Source organism: Shinella sp. (assembly GCF_035998705.1).
Classification (GTDB): domain Bacteria; phylum Pseudomonadota; class Alphaproteobacteria; order Rhizobiales; family Rhizobiaceae; genus Shinella.
This window is the reverse complement of the sequence record NZ_DASYHH010000010.1, coordinates 44,696-62,721: the sequence shown is the minus strand read 5'-3', so window position 1 is coordinate 62,721 and position 18,026 is coordinate 44,696. Positions and strand designations below refer to the sequence as shown.

The 18,026-nt window shown below is 64.6% G+C and carries 19 protein-coding genes; 11 read left to right on the top strand and 8 right to left on the bottom strand.

The annotated features are described in order from the left end of the window. Positions 1 to 5: 5 nt before the first annotated feature. The 8 genes from VGN93_RS08150 to VGN93_RS08115 all read right to left on the bottom strand — a co-directional run bounded on the left by VGN93_RS08150 (position 6) and on the right by VGN93_RS08115 (position 8,520). Complete coding sequence (locus VGN93_RS08150; RefSeq protein WP_327507055.1) at positions 6 to 1,667, bottom strand: GMC family oxidoreductase; 1,662 nt, start codon at positions 1,665 to 1,667, stop codon at positions 6 to 8. Beyond that, positions 1,664 to 2,758, bottom strand: coding sequence for an ABC transporter ATP-binding protein (locus VGN93_RS08145; RefSeq protein ID WP_327507054.1), 1,095 nt, complete (start codon positions 2,756 to 2,758; stop codon positions 1,664 to 1,666). Before VGN93_RS08145 ends, VGN93_RS08150 begins: the two co-directional genes overlap by 4 nt. A gap of 3 nt (positions 2,759 to 2,761) precedes the next feature. Next, positions 2,762 to 3,871, bottom strand: coding sequence for an ABC transporter ATP-binding protein (locus tag VGN93_RS08140; RefSeq protein ID WP_327507053.1), 1,110 nt, complete (start codon positions 3,869 to 3,871; stop codon positions 2,762 to 2,764). After that, the gene (locus VGN93_RS08135; protein WP_327507052.1) at positions 3,871 to 4,113 is read right to left on the bottom strand and encodes a hypothetical protein; all 243 of its coding nucleotides are present in this window, start codon (positions 4,111 to 4,113) and stop codon (positions 3,871 to 3,873) included. The genes VGN93_RS08140 and VGN93_RS08135 overlap by 1 nt, the downstream gene beginning before the upstream one ends. Before the next feature lie 4 nt (positions 4,114 to 4,117). Beyond that, positions 4,118 to 4,978 (bottom strand): carbohydrate ABC transporter permease, encoded by an 861-nt coding sequence (locus VGN93_RS08130; RefSeq protein ID WP_256116660.1) that lies wholly within the window; start codon positions 4,976 to 4,978, stop codon positions 4,118 to 4,120. Positions 4,979 to 4,988: 10 nt separating this feature from the next. Beyond that, positions 4,989 to 5,888 (bottom strand): sugar ABC transporter permease, encoded by a 900-nt coding sequence (locus VGN93_RS08125; protein WP_319314745.1) that lies wholly within the window; start codon positions 5,886 to 5,888, stop codon positions 4,989 to 4,991. 145 nt (positions 5,889 to 6,033) lie between these two features. After that, positions 6,034 to 7,389: an ABC transporter substrate-binding protein gene (locus VGN93_RS08120; RefSeq protein WP_327507051.1), complete on the bottom strand. Its 1,356-nt coding sequence runs from the start codon at positions 7,387 to 7,389 to the stop codon at positions 6,034 to 6,036. Between the two features lie 51 nt (positions 7,390 to 7,440). Beyond that, complete coding sequence (locus tag VGN93_RS08115) at positions 7,441 to 8,520, bottom strand: Ldh family oxidoreductase (RefSeq protein ID WP_327507050.1); 1,080 nt, start codon at positions 8,518 to 8,520, stop codon at positions 7,441 to 7,443. A 120-nt stretch (positions 8,521 to 8,640) separates the two neighbouring features. Between VGN93_RS08115 and VGN93_RS08110 the strand changes: the two genes are divergently transcribed. From VGN93_RS08110 to VGN93_RS08060, 11 genes are all read left to right on the top strand, one after another. Beyond that, positions 8,641 to 9,351: a GntR family transcriptional regulator gene (locus VGN93_RS08110; RefSeq protein WP_327507049.1), complete on the top strand. Its 711-nt coding sequence runs from the start codon at positions 8,641 to 8,643 to the stop codon at positions 9,349 to 9,351. A 237-nt stretch (positions 9,352 to 9,588) separates the two neighbouring features. Next, entirely contained in the window at positions 9,589 to 10,359 is a 771-nt protein-coding gene (locus VGN93_RS08105) for an SDR family NAD(P)-dependent oxidoreductase (protein ID WP_327507048.1), read from the top strand. 32 nt (positions 10,360 to 10,391) lie between these two features. Beyond that, positions 10,392 to 11,486 carry a glycerol dehydrogenase gene (locus VGN93_RS08100; protein WP_327507047.1) on the top strand — a complete coding sequence of 365 codons (1,095 nt, stop codon included), beginning with the start codon at positions 10,392 to 10,394 and terminating at the stop codon, positions 11,484 to 11,486. A 17-nt stretch (positions 11,487 to 11,503) separates the two neighbouring features. Further along, complete coding sequence (locus tag VGN93_RS08095) at positions 11,504 to 12,232, top strand: SDR family oxidoreductase (RefSeq protein ID WP_319314727.1); 729 nt, start codon at positions 11,504 to 11,506, stop codon at positions 12,230 to 12,232. A 1-nt stretch (position 12,233) separates the two neighbouring features. Continuing rightward, on the top strand, positions 12,234 to 12,998 hold the full coding sequence (locus VGN93_RS08090) for a GolD/DthD family dehydrogenase (protein WP_319314724.1): 765 nt from the start codon (positions 12,234 to 12,236) through the stop codon (positions 12,996 to 12,998). Between the two features lie 87 nt (positions 12,999 to 13,085). Then, positions 13,086 to 13,730 carry a glucose-6-phosphate isomerase gene (locus VGN93_RS08085; RefSeq protein WP_319314721.1) on the top strand — a complete coding sequence of 215 codons (645 nt, stop codon included), beginning with the start codon at positions 13,086 to 13,088 and terminating at the stop codon, positions 13,728 to 13,730. Further along, entirely contained in the window at positions 13,727 to 14,380 is a 654-nt protein-coding gene (eda, locus tag VGN93_RS08080) for a bifunctional 4-hydroxy-2-oxoglutarate aldolase/2-dehydro-3-deoxy-phosphogluconate aldolase (protein ID WP_327507046.1), read from the top strand. The genes VGN93_RS08085 and eda overlap by 4 nt, the downstream gene beginning before the upstream one ends. Then, positions 14,377 to 15,330 carry a shikimate dehydrogenase gene (locus VGN93_RS08075; RefSeq protein WP_327507045.1) on the top strand — a complete coding sequence of 318 codons (954 nt, stop codon included), beginning with the start codon at positions 14,377 to 14,379 and terminating at the stop codon, positions 15,328 to 15,330. The genes eda and VGN93_RS08075 overlap by 4 nt, the downstream gene beginning before the upstream one ends. Further along, a complete protein-coding gene (locus tag VGN93_RS08070) occupies positions 15,327 to 16,262 on the top strand; it encodes a phosphoglycerate dehydrogenase (RefSeq protein ID WP_327507044.1) in 936 nt (311 codons plus the stop codon). The genes VGN93_RS08075 and VGN93_RS08070 overlap by 4 nt, the downstream gene beginning before the upstream one ends. After that, the gene (locus tag VGN93_RS08065; RefSeq protein WP_327507043.1) at positions 16,259 to 17,116 is read left to right on the top strand and encodes an MBL fold metallo-hydrolase; all 858 of its coding nucleotides are present in this window, start codon (positions 16,259 to 16,261) and stop codon (positions 17,114 to 17,116) included. Before VGN93_RS08070 ends, VGN93_RS08065 begins: the two co-directional genes overlap by 4 nt. A 14-nt stretch (positions 17,117 to 17,130) precedes the next feature. Then, complete coding sequence (locus VGN93_RS08060; RefSeq protein ID WP_256116639.1) at positions 17,131 to 18,024, top strand: SIS domain-containing protein; 894 nt, start codon at positions 17,131 to 17,133, stop codon at positions 18,022 to 18,024. Positions 18,025 to 18,026 lie beyond the last annotated feature (2 nt).

Here is an 18,026-nt window from a genome sequence, read left to right as displayed (position 1 = left end):
CTTCCTCAGGCTGTCTGGAGGGTGCTGGACTCGCGCCGTGGCGCGATGCCCGCAGGCTGGCGGCGTTTTGCGCCGGTGATGAATTCCACCGCCTTGTCGGCGACGACCAGCACGGCGGCATTGGTATTGCCGGAGATGATGGTGGGGATCGCAGAGGCATCGATCACCCGAAGCCCCTCGACGCCGCGCACCCGCATATCGGCACCGAGTACGCCACCAGCGTCGCCTTCGCGCGCCATGCGGCAGGTGCCGACCGGGTGATAGACGGTCTTGACGAAACGCTTCGCATGTTCGGCGAGCTCCGCATCGGACACCTTGTCCGGGCCGGGGAAGATTTCGCGCGCGATCATCGAGCGCAGCGGTTCCTGGCTTAGGATTTCGCGGGCGCGGCGCACGCCGCCGATCGACAGGCGCAGGTCTTCCGGATCGGCCAGATAGTTCGGATCGACCAGCGGCTGGTCCCTCGGATCGGCGGAGGCAAGCTGCACCGAGCCGCGCGACCGCGGCTTGGCGACGCAGGAATTGAGCGTCAGGCCATGGCTTGCCTGCTGGTCGGTATGGTCCTTGTCGAGATAGACGGTCGGCACGCAGAACTGCTGGATCTTCGGATCATTGGAGAGATCGTCCGGATCGAAGAAGGCGCCGGCCTCCACACCATTGGACGTCACGGGTCCGGTGCGGTTTACAAGATATTCGATGCCGTTGCGCATCTGCTTCCATCCGCGGTCGTGGCCGTAATAGCCATAAGGACCATTACAAAGCGCCACGACCGGCGTCTCCGTATGGTCCTGAAGATTGGCGCCGACACCCGGCAGATCGACGAGCGCATCGATGCCATGGGTTTTCAGATGATCGGCGGGGCCGATGCCGGAAAGCATCAGCAGCTTCGGCGTCGCGATGGCGCCGGCCGCAAGCAGCACCTCGCCATCGCAGCGGGCCTCCACCACCGTCCGCGCATCGCCCTGCGAATAGCGCACGCCGACGGCGCGGCCATTCTCGATGATCAGCGAATGCACCAGGCAAGAGGTCTTCACATCGAGCCGGCCACTCGCCATGGCGGGGCGCAGGAACGCATCGACCGCGGAGCAGCGGCGGCCATCGCGGGTCGTCACCTGATAGGCGCCGACGCCGCGCTGGCTGCGGCCGTTGAAGTCGCTGTTGTGCGGCAGGCCGATGCCCTGGGCGGCCAGCACGAAGGCGCGGGAGAGTTCGCAGATGTGGTCAAGGTCCGAGACTTTCCACGGGCCGCCGACGCCGTGATAGTCGTCGTTCAACCGCGCATTGTCCTCCATGCCGGTGAAATAGGGCAGCAGCGCATCGTAGGACCATTGCTCGTCGCCGATCTCGTCGGCCCAGCCGTCGTAATCGGCCGGCTGGCCGCGCATGTAGACCATGGCGTTGACCGATGACCCGCCGCCGAGCACGCGGCCCTGCGGCACGATCAGCCTGCGGCCGCCAAGCCGCGCCTGCGCCACGGACTTGTAGAACCACATATATTTCTCGACGCCGAGCAGCTTGACGAAGCCGGCCGGCATGCGGATCAGCGGGTTACGGTCATCCGGCCCCGCTTCGAGAACGAGCACGCGGGCGCCGTGCTCGCCCGCAAGCTTGCCTGCCGCAAGGCAGCCCGCCGTTCCCCCACCGACGACGATGTGGTCGTAGCTCATGCGACGATACTCTCCACCTTGCCGGCCTGCGAGCGCGGAAAGAGCAGCAGGTGGTCCGGATCGATCGACACCGGCACGGCGTCGCCGCGTTTCGGCGTCACCGACGGATGAGCGACCAGCGTGAAGCGCGTCTCGCCGACATCGACGAAGATCAGGTTCTGGTCCTGCAATTCCTCGGTGATGAAGACCCTACCATCAACCTTGAGCGGGCCATCGCCACTGATCGACAGGAAGTGCGGACGGATCGCGGCAAGCCCGCCATCGCCGATGCCCTGTGCGGCCGCGTGCAGACGTTCCGGCAAGGCAAGCTTGCGCCCCTCGAACTCGATCGACCAGCCGCCATCCGCCGCCGCCACGCGGCAATCGAAGAAGTTGATCGGCGGCTCGCCGACGAAGCCAGCGACGAAGGCGTTCTTCGGCCGGGCATAGACCTCGTCCGGCACCGCCATCTGCTGGATCTCGCCATCGCTCATCACCATGACGCGGTCGGCAAGCGCCAAGGCTTCCTCCTGGTCATGGGTGACGTAGATCATCGTGTAGTTGAACTTCTGGTGCAGGCTCTTGATGAAGCGGCGCATGCGGTAGCGCTGGCGCGTGTCTAGATGCGAGATCGGCTCGTCGAGCAGGAACACTTCGGGCTTACGCACCAGCGCGCGCGAGAGACCCACACGCTGCGCCTGGCCGGAGGAAAGGCCCTTGGGCTTCAGGTGCAGCAGCGCCGTCAGCTCCATCTTCTCGGCGATGTCGCGAACCTGGCGATCGATCTCCTTGCTGTCGACATTGGCCGAGCGCAGAGGGAAGGCGATGTTCTCGTAGATCGAGATGGTCGTGTAGAGCGCATAGGATTCGAAGGACATGGCGACGTTGCGATCGCGGGCACGCACGTCGTTGACGCGCTTGCCGTCGAAATAGATCGAGCCTTCGGTGACCGGCTCCAGGCCCGCGATCATGCGCATGGTCGAGGATTTGCCACAGCCGGACGGCCCGAGGATGGCGACGAACTCGCCATCGGCAATCTCGAAATCGATGCCGTGCACGGCCTGGACGGCGCCATAGCGCTTGACGAGTCTTTCGGCTTTGATGGAGGCCATGGGTCAAACTCCTGCGGAAGGCGTGGCGTGCGTGACCGCCCGGGCATTCTGGAACAAGTGGACGGCATCACGCGGGAAGGCGATGGCGACCGTTTCGCCCACACCGAGCGATGTGCCGGCGGGCACCGAGACGGAGACTTGGTCATTGCCGATGCCGACAAGGGCGATCTTCATGTAGCCGAGGTTTTCGATGACATCGACGCGGCCGCGCAATGCATTGGAATCACCCTCCCGGGCGATCCGCACCTCGTTGGAGCGGAAGCCGACCTGGATTTTCGAGCCTTGCTCCTCGTTGAGATCGCTGACGGCCTCAGCCGCAAGCGAGGCGACCGGCATGCCATCCGCCGTCACGAAATCGACCCTGCCGTCGTGCCGACGAGGCTGCACGGAAATGAAGCTCATCGGCGGATCGCCGACGAAGGAGGCGACGAAGGCGTTTGCCGGTCGGTGATAAAGATCGGCCGGTTTGCCGAGCTGTTCCAGCTTGCCGGCGTTCAGCACGGCAACCCGGTCGCCGAGCGCCAGGGCTTCGCGCGAGGATGTGGTGGTGAAGACGACGGTCGCGGAGAGGTCTTCGGCGAGCGCCTTTAGTTCGGCGCGGATCTTGTGGCGCAATTTCGCATCGAGATGGCCGACCGGTTCGTCGAGCAGATAAATGTCCGCCGGCCGGATGATCGCGCGGCCGAGTGCCACGCGCTGGCGCTGGCCGCCGGAGAGGAACCCCGGGCGCCGGTCGAGCAGATGGCCGATGCCGAGAATGCCGGAGATGCGCTTGACGCGCTCCTCGACTTCCGCGCGGCCGATGCCGCGGGCCTTCAGCGGGAACGCCAGGTTCTCGCCGACCGAGAGGTGCGAATAGAGCGCATAGTTTTCGAAGGCCATCGCCGCATCGCGCTTTTCCGGCGGCACGCGCAGGATGGAGACGCCGTTGCGCAGCACGTCGCCGCTCGTCGGTTTGGTGATGCCGGCGAGGATGTTGAGAAGCGTGCTCTTGCCGGCACCGGCCGGCCCGTAGATCACGAGGAACTCGCGGTCGCGCACCGTCAGATCGATCTTACGAAGGGCGACCTTGGCGAGACCGTAGCGCTTGTGGACCGATTTCAGTTCGTACATCAGACGTCCTCCTGCATGAGGGCGGCAACTTCCGCCTCCGCCTGTTGGCGCTCGGCGATAAAGCGGCTGCGCGCGCGCACGACGAAAGCCGCCGAGATCGCGAAAGCAACGATGTTCATGATGACCACCGACATCGACTGGCTGGCGAAATACGGCTCGATGAAGCCGAGCCAGACGAAGACGACGCCGACATAGAGAAGGATGACGCGGAAGCCGGTATCCCAGCCTTGACTGAAGCTCATGATCTTATCCTCTCACAGCGCCGAAGGTGAGGCCGCGCACCATGTAGCGTTGCATGGCGAGTACGAAGACCAGCATCGGCAGGACGCTGATGGTGGCGGCCGCCGCAACAGGCCCCCAGAGAATGCCCTGCAGCGTGAAGAAGGATTCCACGCCCACCGTGACTGTGCTCGCGGCCTTGCGGGTGAGGATGTAGGCGAACAGGAACTCGTTCCAGCTGAAGATCAGCGTGAAGACGCCGGTGACCGCGATGCCGGGGGCAGCCAGCGGGCAGACGACCTTGGCCAGAACCTTCAGCCGCGACAGGCCGTCGAGGCGGGCGGAATGTTCGAGTTCGCGTGGGATATCCTGGAAGAACGACACCAGCAGCCAGATGGCGAACGGCAGGTTGAACACCGTATAGGAGATGATCAGCGCGCCCGGCTGGTCGAGGCCGATGCCGAGGAACTTGCCGGCGCCCGTCCTGCCGACTTCGCGGAAGATCAGGAAGTAGGGCAGGATGACGGCGATGGCCGGAAACATCTTGGTCGACAGGATGAAGAACAGGATATGGCCGTCGCCGACATTGTAGCGCGCGAAGCTGTAGGCCGCGAGCGAGCCGGTGATGACGACGATGATCGTCGAGGCGACGGAGATGAACAGCGTGTTCTTGATGTAGAACAGGAAGTTCTTGTCGTAGATCGCGTGGACATAGTTATCCAGCGTCGGGGTAAACAGGAAGCGCGGCGGCGACACCATGATGGCATCGGCCGGCTTGAACGACGTGATGATCATCCAGGCGATCGGGAACACGATGAAGCCGAGCACGATGACGATCAGGCCGTAGCGGAGCGCTTCCTTCGGGAAGCTTGATTCACGTTGCAGCATGGCGATCTCCTCAGCCTTCGGATGCGCGCGACGAAAATTGGGTGAGCAGCGGGCGAAGCGCGAAGAGGCTTGCGACCAGCATGGCGTAGAGGAAGAAGATCGCCATGGTGGAGGCATAGTCCATCCGGAACAGCTTCAGTCCTGTTCGGTAGAGATAGAAGGTCATGGTCTCGGTCACCGTGCCCGGCCCGCCGCGCGTCAGCACCGCGACCGCATCGTAGAGGCGCACGCTGTCGATGGTGCGCAGCACGAGGACGAGAAACAGCACCGGCTTCAGCATCGGAAAAGTCAGGGTGCGAAGCACGCGGAAGGTGCTGGCGCCATCGAGTTCGGCGGCCTCGAACGGCTCCTTCGGCAGCGCCTGCAAACCGGCAAGCGCGATCAGCGCCACGAAGGGCGTCCATTGCCAGACGTCGAACAGGATGACCGACCAGAGCGCGATCGTATAGTCGCCGAGCCAGTTGGGTTCCGGCAGGCCGATGAGGCCGAGGAAATAGTTGATCAGGCCGAACTGCGGATCATAGAGATAGCGCCAGAACAGGCCCGTTACCGCCGCCGAGGTGGCAAGCGGCAGGATCATCAGACTGCGGATGACGCCCTTGCCGACGGTTGCGCCGTGGATCAGGAAGGCGATGGCGATGCCCAGCACCATTTCGAGCGTGACGGCCGTCAGCGTGAATTTCAGCGTGACCCAGACGGAACTCCAGAAAGCGCTGTCATGCAGGACCGTCCGGTAGTTGTCGAGGCCGACGAAATCGCCGATGCGGCCGCGCGTCAGGTCGGCGAACCGGAAGGACACGTCGAGCGCATAGGCGAGCGGCAGCAGCGCGAAGACAAGGATGACCACCATCGCAGGCACGACAAGAAGGATCGAGAACCAGCGATCGGACATGGCGGTTGGGCTCGCCACGCCTTTTTCCTGCGACGCCGACACGGATAGCGACTGCGACATCAAACTCCTCCAGAAGAAACTTTTGGGCGGGCAAACCCGCCTTTCAAATCAAACTGCATGGTGGGCGGGTGCCCACCATGCAAAGCTTGGATCGATGCTTCGATCACTTGCCGATCGGGCACGGGCCGCCGCAAATCTTCTCGACTTCGGCGGCGAGCTGTTCGGCAGCCGCGCGGGCGTCGATCTGGCCGGCAGCCGCCGATTGCAGCGGGATCTGCATCGTGTTGTAGATCTTGGCGCCGAAGGGCGTGTCGAACAGGTTCGAGCGGAAGCCCTTCATCGAATCGAAGATCTTCAGCAGGGTCGAGAAGTGGCCGGTCTTCGTGTGGCTTTCCGGCGCGGCGAAGGCCGGGTCGGAGAGCACGCTCATCAGCGTCGACGTACCGCCCGCCTTGGCGAACTCCATCTGCGCGTCATGGCCGCCGATATAGGCGACGAAGTCCATCGCCTCCTGCGGATGGGCGGACGATGCGGAGACGGCGAGCAGGAAACCGCCGATATAGGCCTTCTTCTCCGGCGCCTCGGCAACGCCCATCTTGGCGCCCGGCACGCTGGTTTCGGTCGTCACGGCGTTCGGCCATTGATCGAGGAAGAAGGAATAGGTCTGGGAGATCTGCCCGTCCTTCATCTGGTTCATCACGCCGTCATAGGTGACGGTGAGCGCTGCCGGCGGGGCGAATTTCATCAGCGCCAGATAGTCGTTCATCGCCTTTTCGACCGCGTCGACCGGCACCTTGCCTTCGTCCGTCAGCCAATCCGCGCCCTGCGACCACAGCACGCCGGACATTTCATCCTGGATTTCCGGGAAGGGACCGGCCATCAGGCCGACGCCGTAAAAGTCCTTGGCGAGTGCTTCGCCCTTCAGGGTCTCGCCGGCCTTGCGCGTGAAGAATTCGGCGATATCGCGGTGCTGCGCCCAGGTGGCCGGCACGGCCAGATCATAGTTGAAACGCTTCTTGAAGGCTTCCTTCTCGGTCGCATCCTCGAACAGGTCGGCGCGATAGATATAGCCGGCGGTATAGGTGTAATAGGGCAGGCCCCAGACGTCGCCCTTGTACTGCGTCGTCAGTGCTGCGAGCGTCGGCGCGACATCGTCGAGCTGCGCCTTCTTGTCGGCGAAATAGTCCGTCATCGGCAGGATGAAGCCGTTTTCGGCGAACTCGGCCTTTTCCGACGTTTCCAGCGTCACGACGTCATAGGCGCCGGTCTGGCCGACCATCTCGATGACCTGCTTGTTGTAGAGCTGCGAGTTGTCGATGTTGATGACATTGACCTTGACGCAGTTCTTCGCCTCGAAGCCCGCGACGAGGTTCGCCATGGCATCGGTGTAGAAGCCGGCGATGGTAGACCAGGTGATCGGCACGCGGTCCGCATCGACGCATTCCTGCGCCATGGCGACCGGCGCCGTCGAGGTCATCAGTGCTGCGACCAGCAAACCCTTTTTCAGCATGGATTTCATTTCATTCCTCCCGGTTGACGGCCATGGGCTCCCTGCCCCGGCGCGTGATGGCTATGCTGTTGTGTTCTCCTTGGACTGTCCGGCCGGTCCGGCCGGGCTCCGCGGCAGTTCCAGGAACGCCGCGGTATCGGGATCGACCGGAATGCCGGTCTGCAAACGCTCGGCTTCGACGCGCCATTCGCGGTCGCCCGGCGCCAGCACCTCGGCGCCCTCCTGCGCCGGGGCGCCGCGCAGGGCCTCCAGATAGGCGGACATGCCGGCATGGAAGATCGCTCGTCCGCCAAAACGGTCCGGATCGATGGCCAGAAGGAAATGGCCCATCTGGCGCGGTGTCGAATAATCGTCGCCGCCGACCATGGGGATGAAGGCGTGATCGAGCGTCATGCCCTGGAGAACGGCCGACAGCAGCGTCGCGACGCCGGCAAGCGCCGCCCCCTTGAAGGCGAAATCCACGCCGCCGAGCGGCAGGAGCGTCTTGCCAGAAGTGGGGTCCGTGGTCGGCGCGCCCGCCTCGTCGACGGCGACGCCCTGCGGCAGTTGCACGCCGAGCGACTTGTAGAGCAGCAGGCGATTGAGCGGGATCGACGAGGTCGCCATGTCGAGCAGCCAAGGCTTTTCACCGCCGCTCGGTGCCGCAAAGGCCAACGGATTCGTGCCGTGAAAGGCCTCGCGACCCTGGAAGGGTGCCACGACGCTGTCGGAATTGGTGGTCGCAAAACCGATGAAGCCGGCTTCCGCGGCGACCCGCGCATAGGCACCGGCGGCACCGAAATGCGAGGAGTTGATGACGCCGACCGCACCGATGCCGCTGTCGCGCGCCAGTTCGATCGCCGTGTCCATCGCGACATAGGCTGCATGGTGGCCGAGCGCATTGTCGCCATCGACGATCGCCGTCGCAGCCGCCGTCTTACGGACCGTGATGTTCGGCGTTCCGTTGACCCGCCCGCCGCGCAGAACCTTGTCGTAGTGAACCACCAGCCGCACGCCGTGACTGTCGACCCCGATGCGCGAAGCATGCATCAACGCCCGCACCGCGGCAGCGGCGGACGCCTCGCACGCGCCGGCGTTGCGCAGCGCAGTTTCGACTCGCGCTTGGAGCAAATCGGGGGCAACTAGAGTCTGGACGGACATATCGGACCCAACCTAGGAGATTGCAGACGACGAGAATTAGCGTATCATATCTAATATCTCAGTGTAAATAGTTGAGGGCTCGGCGAACCTGCGTCGGCCCCTGCAAGGAAGGGAGACCCTATGAATACACTCGACCGCGGTCCGTCGCTGACCGACCTGGCGGCCCAGGAAATACGCAACCGCATCGTGCGCGGCGTGTTCCAGCTCGGCGAACCGCTCTCCGAAATCGCGCTCGCCACCGAACTCGGCGTCTCCAAGACGCCGGTGCGCGAGGCGCTGATGGTGCTGAAGCGGCAAGGTCTCATCGAGGTGCATCCGCAACGCGGCTCGTTCGTCTTCGACATGGATGCAAACCAGGTCCGCAAACTTTCCGAACTGCGCGAGGTGCTGGAACTCGCCGCCCTTCGCATGGCGCTTGCCACCGATCGCCGGGCGCTGGCCAAACAATGGGCCGACATCGTCAAGAAGATGCGCAAGTCGCTCGACGCCGACAACGCGGAGCTCTACCGCACCCTCGACGGCGGCTTCCATCGGGTGCTCTTCGAGCTTGCCGACAATGCCTATCTCATGGAGGCCTACGAGCTGATCGCCTTCCGGGTGCAGGCGTTGCGCAACCGCCTGTCGCTCGCCCCCTCGCTCAACGCCACCTCGTTTGAGGAGCATGTGCGGCTGGCGGAGCTGGTGGTGGCCGGCGACGACGATGCCGTCGTGGACCTCATGGGCCGCCACATCGAAGCGACGCGGGAACATTATCTGGCTGCGGTGACCGCGCGGGAGGCGGAAGCCGCCGTGGCGCCGGCCAAGGGACGGCGCCGAACGACGCGCCGCTGACGCATCGCCACCCACGTCGCCCAACCGAAAACGGTAGCGCGGCTGAACGCCCATTTTGCTATCCTCCCGTAGCTCAGCTACATTTTATCGAAATTACGACGCGAATTAGGCCGCGCTTACCTTCGATTTCGATAAATTCCATCCCTGCGGCATAGATTTTCGGATTGACACTCGATTGTCAAGGTAGCTAAACTACATTTTTAGAGGCGCCAAGGAGGGCGCTACCGGGAGGGGATCGTGTACGCTGAGCTTTTCAGATTGGATGGTCGTGTCGCGCTGGTGACGGGCGGCAGTCGTGGCATCGGGCTTGCCTGCGCCGAGGCGCTCGGGGAGGCCGGTGCGCGCATCGCCATCTCCGCGCGCTCCCGCGACGAGGGTGAAAAGGCGGTCCGGCACCTGGCCGGCAAGGGCATCGAAGCGCTCTACCTGCCCGCCGACATTTCCAGCGAAAGCGCCGCGCAGGCGGTCGTGAAGCAGGCGGCCGCCGAGCTTGGCGGGCTCGATATCCTCGTCAACAATGCCGGCATCGCGCGCCGTGGCGACAGCCTCCACGTCAAACCGGAAACCTGGGACGAGGTGATCAACACCAATCTTACAGGCCTCTTCTGGTGCTGCCGGGCGGCGATCGAGACGATGGTTGCGGCGGGGCGTGGATCGATCGTCAATATCGGCTCGATCTCCGGCTATATCAGCAATCTTCCGCAGAACCAGGTCGCCTACAATGCCAGCAAGGCCGGCGTGCACATGCTGACCAAGTCGCTCGCCGGCGAATTTGCCAAGAACAACATCCGCATCAATGCAGTGGCGCCCGGTTATATCGAAACCGCCATGACGCAGGGCGGGCTGGACGACCCGGAATGGTCGAAGATCTGGCTCGGCATGACGCCGATGGGCCGCACCGGCAAGCCGAGCGACGTGGCGGCCGCCGTGCTCTACCTCGCCTCCGATGCCGCCAGCTACGTCACCGGCTCGGTGCTCACCATCGACGGCGGCTACACCATCCACTGACCTTCACAGCAAAGAGATACGGGAGCAATTGAATGGCACGCGCATTCGGCGGTCCGAACAAATATATCCAGCGCGCAGGCGAGATCGACAAGCTGGCGAGCTACCTGGCACCGCTCGGCAAACGCGCCCTCGTGCTGATCGACCGCGTGCTGTTCGACACGCTCAGCGAGCGCATCGGCAAGAGCGCCGGCGACGCCCTCGACATCCGCTTCGAGCGGTTCGGCGGCGAATGCTGCACCTCCGAAATCGAGCGTGTGCGGGCAATCGCCATCGAGCATGGCAGCGACGTTCTCGTCGGCGTTGGCGGCGGCAAGACGGCGGATACCGCCAAGATCGTCGCCATCGACACCGGTGCCCGCATCGTCATCGCACCGACCATCGCCTCGACGGATGCGCCCTGCAGCGCGATTGCCGTGCGCTATTCGGAACACGGCGTCTATGAGGATTCCCTCCGCCTGCCCCGCAATCCGGATGTCGTCGTCGTGGATTCCGCGCTGGTCGCGGCAGCACCCGCGCGTTTCCTCGTCGCCGGCATCGGCGATGCGCTTTCGACCTGGTTCGAGGCCCGCTCCAACATCGAATCGCGCACCGACAACTATGTCGCCGGTGGCTTTCCGACCACCGAAGCCGGCATGGCGATCGCCCGGCATTGCCAGAACGTGCTGATGCGCGATGCCGTGAAGGCGAAGATCGCCGTCGAGGCCGGTCTGTTGACCCAGGCGGTGGAAAACATCGTCGAGGCGAACACGCTCTTGTCAGGCCTCGGCTTCGAGAATTGCGGCTGCTCGGCGGCCCACGGCATTCATGACGGGCTGACCGTGCTCGAAGAAATCCATGGCTATTTCCACGGCGAAAAGGTCGCCTTCGGCACGCTCTGCCTGCTGATGCTGGAAAACCGCGATCATGCCGAAATCGAGGCGATGATCCGCTTCTGCCGCAGCGTCGGCCTGCCGACCAGGCTTTCGGACCTCGGAGTCGTCGACGACGTGCCCGCCAAGATCGAGCGTGTGGCGGAAGCCGCCTGCCGGCCGGGCAACATCATCTATGCCACGCCCGTCACCATCACCGTGCCCGCGGTTCGCGATGCGATCCTGGCGCTCGACGCCCTTTCGCGCAGCATCGCCTGACCCGCGGGAGGTAAGCCGTGACCGACAGAAAACCCCTCGTCATGATTACCGGCGCCAGCGCCGGCATAGGACAGGAAACCGCCCGCGTCTTTTCCGCCGCCGGGTATCCGCTGCTCCTCATCGCCCGCCGCCCCGAGCTAATCGATGCGATGGGCCTCCCCGATACGCTGGCAGTCAACGCCGACGTGCGCGACCATGCGGCGCTGGTCGCAGCGATCACCGAGGGCGAGGCAAAGTTCGGCCCGGTCGACTGCCTGATCAACAATGCCGGCATCTCCCGCCTCGCACGTCTCGACGAGCAGGACCCGGAGCAGTGGCGCGACCTCGTCGACATCAACTGCCTCGGCGTGCTGAACGGCATGCATGCGGTCGCCCCGGGGATGAAGGAACGCCGCCACGGCACGATCATCAATGTCTCGTCGATTGCCGGCCGAAAAGTCTATCCGCATCATGATGTCTATGGCGGCACCAAGCATTTCGTGCATGCCGTGAGCGAGGGCATGCGCCAGACCATGTCGGCCCACCGGGTGCGCGTCATGGTCATCTCGCCGGGCGTCGCCAAGTCGGAGATCGACAAGACCATCACCCACCGGAACGCCTACGAATTCTGGGACAACGGCCGCAAGCAGCTGGATGGCGGCCTCGACGTCAACGACATCGCGCGCACCATGCTCTTTGCCTACCAGCTGCCGCAGGACGTCAATCTCCAGGAGATGACGATCACCCACACTGGCCAGGAATTCTGACATGACGGATATACCTTCCTTCGATGACCTGCTCGATTTCAGCGGCAGGACCGTGGTGGTCACGGGTGCGGCGACCGGCATCGGCCGGGCGATTGCCGAAGCCTTCGCGGCGAAGAAGGCGCGCGTCGCGCTGCTCGACCGCGATCCCTCCGTTGCCGATGTTGCCGCCTCGCTCGGCCCCCACCACATCGCCCATGTCGTGGACGTGACGGACGAACCGGGTGTCGAGCGCGCCGTTCAAGCGGTGACCGAGGCCTTCGGGCGGATCGACATTCTCGTCAACAATGCCGGCATCGGGCCGCTGGCGCCGGCGGAAAGCTATCCGACGGCGGAGTGGGACCGCACGCTCGCCATCAACCTCAAGGGCTCGTTCCTGATGGCGCGCGCCGTTGCGCCGGGCATGCTGGAACGCAAATCCGGCCGCATCGTCAACATGGCCTCGCAGGCCGCCGTGATCGGCATCGAGGGCCATGTCGCCTATTGCGCCAGCAAGGCGGGCATCATCGGCATGACCAACTGCATGGCGCTGGAATGGGGACCGCGCGGCGTTACCGTCAACGCGCTCTCGCCGACCGTGGTGGAGACCGAACTCGGGCTGACCGGCTGGGCCGGCGAAAAGGGCGAGCGCGCCCGCGCCGCCATCCCGACGCGACGCTTCGCCAAGCCGTGGGAGATCGCCGCCTCGGTGCTCTACCTCGCCAGCGGTGCGGCCGCGATGGTCAACGGCGCAAACCTGATGATCGACGGCGGCTACACCATCGTCTGAGCAAGTCCAACAAAAGTGCGTAGCGGTTTTGTGTCCGGAATTGCGCAAAACAAATGCCGAAAAAATGACAGAGACGAGGACCCAGTTTTGACACAGCTATTCGAGCCCGTCGGGTGCAAGGTCGATCTTCAGACCGGCGCCATGAGCGATGCCACGGGCGATTACCAGAAGCGTTTCCGCGATCTCGAGGGTCTCTATGCGGATGCGGATGCCTTCTCCGCCATGCAGGCCGGGTGGAGCGACACGGTCGTCTACGAGGTCTCGGAATTCCGGCCGAACGAGCGGTCCGGCGATCTCATCTTCGGCGTCACCCGCATGCTGCCGGGCAAGGTGGGCGACGAATATTTCGTCACCCGCGGCCATATCCACCGGCAGGCCGACCGGCCGGAAATCTATTACGGCCAGAAGGGCCGCGGCCTCATGCTGATGGAATCGCCCGAAGGCGAGATCCGCATCGTCGAAATCGACGCCCAGACCGTCTGCTACGTGCCGCCTTACTGGATCCACCGGTCCGTCAATGTCGGCGACGAGGAACTGGTGATGCTGTTCTGCTATCCCGCCGATTCCGGCCAGGACTATGACTGCATCGCCAAGGCCGGCGGCATGCGCGCCCGCATCGTCGACGACGGCAAGGGCGGCTGGAAGCAGGTCGACAATGCCGGCTGGCGGATGCGGGACGCGGCGACGATCGCCGCCCTCTATGGCCATCAGGAGAAGGAAAAAACCGCATGAGTGCTCCATTCGATCAGGCAGCCAAGCTCGGCGTCGTTCCGGTCATCGCCATCGACCGCGCCTCCGATGCCGTCGCGCTCGCCGATGCGCTTCTCGAAGGCGGTCTGCCGCTTGCCGAGATCACCTTCCGCACCGAAGCCGCCGCCGAAGTCATCGCGATCATGGCCGACAAGCGGCCGGAACTGCTGGTCGGCGCCGGCACGATCCTGACGCCGGAAGCGCTCGACGCAGCAATTGCCGCCGGTGCCCGCTTCGGCCTTGCGCCCGGTTTCGATGCGGAGATCGTCACGGCCGCGAACGGCAAGAGCTTCCCCTTCGCGCCCGGCATCATGACACCCTCCGACCTGACCGCCGTCACCCGCCACGGCCTGAAGCTCGCAAAATTCTTTCCGGCGAAGGCCGCCGGCGGCCCCGCTATGCTGGAGGCGATCAGCGCGCCCTTCGCGCATCTCGGCACCCGCTTCGTGCCGACCGGCGGCGTCAGCCTCGACGACATGCATGAGTGGCTGAAGCTCGGCGCCGTGGCCGCCGTCGGCGGCACCTGGATCGCGACGAAAGCGGACATCGGCGAAGGCCGCTGGGCCGACATCACGGCGAAGGCGCGCGCGGCGGTGGCAAAGGCCAAAGAGGCACGCGAGGCGAACCGATGAGCCGCTATCAACCCGCGACCCGGCCGACCTTCTACTTCATCGGCGTAACGACGGCGAAGAGCTCGATCATGCGGGTTTTCCCCGCCTGGGCGCGTCATCTCGGGCTGAAGGACGCTGTGCTGAAGGGCATCGATTTTCCACTGCATGCCGACCCGACCGCCTATCGCGAGGCCGTCGCCTTCATCAAGACGGACCCGCTGTCGCTCGGCGCGCTGGTCACCACCCACAAGATCGACCTGTTCAATGCGGCACGCGACATGTTCGACGTGATCGACCCGCATGCGCTGCTCATGCATGAGACGAGCTGCCTGTCGAAACGCGACGGCAAGTTGATCTGCCATGCCAAGGACCCCATTTCGTCGGGCCTCGCGATCGACGGTTTCGTGCCGGAAGGCCATTTTGCCGATACCGGCGCGGAAGTGCTTTCTATGGGCGCCGGCGGCTCCACCATCGCCATCACCTGGCACCTCATGCAGAAAAGCCGCGGCACCGACGTGCCGTCCCGCATCGTCGTCACCAACCGGTCGCAGCCGCGTCTCGACGAGCTGCGGCGCATCCACCAGGACATGAACGCCCGCGTAAAGATCGACTACGTGCTGGCCTACCGGCCGGAGCTGAACGACGCCGCCATGGCCGCACTGAAACCCGGATCGCTGGTCATCAACGCCACCGGGCTCGGCAAGGACGCGCCCGGCTCGCCGATCACCGATGCCGGCATCTTCCCCGAGCGGGCGATTGCCTGGGACCTGAACTACCGCGGCGATCTCGTCTTTCTCGATCAGGCACGGCGCCAGCAGGCGGCGCGTGGGTTGCAGGTCGAGGACGGCTGGACCTATTTCCTGCATGGCTGGACGCAGGTCATCGCCGAAGTCTTCGATATCGACATCCCGACCTCCGGCCCGTCCTTCGACGAGATTTCGCGCATCGCCATTGAGGCGGCAAAGGGATGAAGCGTATTCTCGTCACGCCCCGTTCGCTCTCGCTCGATCCGCCGCCGGAGCTGGAACCGTTGCGCCAAGCCGGTTTCGACCTCGTGTTCCCGACGCCCGGCCGCATGCCGGACGAGGCAGAACTGCTCGACCTCGTGCCCGGCTGCGTCGGCTGGCTCGCGGGTGTGGAGCCGGTTTCCGACCGTGTGATTGCCGCCGCCGACAGCCTGCGCGCCATCAGCCGCAACGGCACCGGCATCGACAACCTGCCGCTATCGCTGCTCAAGGGCCGCGGCATCCGCGTGCTCAAGGCCGAGGGCGCCAATGCGGTCGGCGTGGCGGAGCTTGCGATGGGCCTCATCCTCGCCTCCCTCCGCCACATCCCCACCGAGACGGCGGGCATCCGGGCCGGCGGCTGGCCGCGGTCTCGCGGCAAGGAAATCGCCGAACGCACCGTCGGCATCATCGGCTGCGGCGCCATCGGCAAGCGCGTCGCGCGCGCCGTCTCGTCGATGCGGGCCAACGTGGTCGCCCATGATCCGTTCCGCCCGAATGTTGAGGTCTACGGCCCGTTCAAATGGGCGAGCCTGGACGAGGTTTTTGCGGAAGCGGACATCGTCTCGCTGCATTGCCCGGCGCCTGCAGACGGCAAGCCGATCGTCGATGCGGCCCGTCTTGCGCTCATGCCGCCCAACGCCATCCTCATCAACACGGCCCGCGCAACACTGGTGGACGAGGATGCGGTGCGCGCGGCACTCGACGAGGGCCGGTTGCAGACCTACGCCACCGACGTCTTCGTCGAGGAACCGCCGGCCCCAGGCTCGCTTGCCAGCCATCCGCGCGTCATCGCCACCAGCCATATCGGCGGATTGACCGACGAGAGCGTCAGCAAGGCGACGGCGATCGCCGTGGAAAACCTGCTCGCCGCGCTGGTCAGGGAGAACGCCGCATGACGTCGCTCTTGCCCGTGCCATTTTCGGAAACGCTTGCCGCGCGGCTCGCAGCGCCGGCCGGCGACGTCCGGCTCTACTGGCTCGGGCAGGCCGGTTTCGTCATCGCGACCGGCCGCTATCGCATCGTCGTCGATCCCTATCTTTCCGACAGCCTTGCTCAGAAATACCAGGGCAAGCGCTTCGAGCACGACCGCCTGGTGGCCGCCCCCATCCAGCCGTCCGAAATCGGCCCGGTCGATCTCGTGCTGGTGACGCATCACCATACCGACCATATGGACCAGCAGACGCTGACGCCGATCGCCGCCGCCAATCCGGATTGCCGCTTCGTCGTACCGCGCGCCGCGATCGAGGCCGCGAAGGAGCGCATCGGCGTTGGCTCCGACAGGCTAATCGCGGTCGATGCCGGCGAGCGCATCGAACCCCTGCCCGGCCTCGCCATTACCGCCATCCGCGCCGCGCACGAGACACTCGAACGTTCCGAAGAAGGCTGGCACAAGTTTCTCGGCTATGTGGTCGAGAGCGACGGCGTCCGCCTCTACCATGCCGGCGATACGATCCCCTTCGAAGGGCTCGTCGACGAGGTCGCGCCCTTCAAGGTTGATCTCGCGCTATTACCGGTCAATGGTCGCCGGCCGGAGCTGACGCAAGCCGGCATCGCCGGCAATCTGACGCTGGACGAAGCCTGTGTGCTTTCGGACCGGATCGGCGCGGCGGACATGATCGCGCACCACTACGGCATGTTCGCCTTCAACACCGAGGACCCTGCGACGATCGATGCCAAATCGGCGGCGGCTGATTGCAGGGCGCGGCTCCATCGGGCAAAGCTGTCGGTTGAATACCGATTGTCCAAGTGATCCCGGGGGTCTCCATGTCAACCAGCGCGCTCCAGCCCAAACCGATTGGCGGCAACAATAACAACATATTGGAGGTCATCCGCATGAAGCGCGGAGAGCTCCGCAAGTCGGATCGCAAGGTGGCCGAACTCGTGCTCGCCGATCCGAAGCGCGTGATCAACGCGACCATCGCGGAGGCGGCCGAATGGGCGGATGTCAGCCAGCCGACGGTCATCCGCTTCTGCGCCTCGGTCGGCTGCCAGGGCTACCAGGATTTCAAGCTGCGCCTCGCGCAAAGCCTGGCGCTCGGCGTATCCGCGACCCATTCGGTCATCGACGGCAACGACACGCCGGCCCAGGTCTCGGAAAAGATCTTCGACTACACGATCACCAGCCTCGACTGGGTGCGCAACCATCTCGATCCGGTCAAGGTCGGCCAGGTCGTCGACATGCTCGCCAAGGCGAACCGCATCGACTTCTTCGGCTTCGGTGCCTCGGGCATCGTCGCGCGCGATGCGCAGCAGAAATTCCCGCTGTTCGGCGTGCCCTGCGGCGCAGAGACGGATGCGCACCAGCAGATCATGGTCGTCTCCATGCTGAAGCCGGGCGACGTCGCCGTCGTCATCTCCAATACGGGCGCGACGCTGGCGATCATCGAGACCGCCCGCCGGGCACGCGAAAACGGCTGCCAGATCATCGGCATCGTCGGCGCGGATGGGCCGCTCGTCGAGTTCTGCGATCTCGTGCTGAAGGTCGAGACGCTGGAAAACACCAATATCTACACGCCCACCATCTCCCGCATCGCCGCGCTGACGGTGATCGATATCCTCTCCACCAGCGTGGCGCTGCGCCGCGGCGCCGAACATGTCGAACTCTTCACCGGCATGAAGCGCAACCTCCGTTACCTAAGAATGAGCAACGAGACATAGAG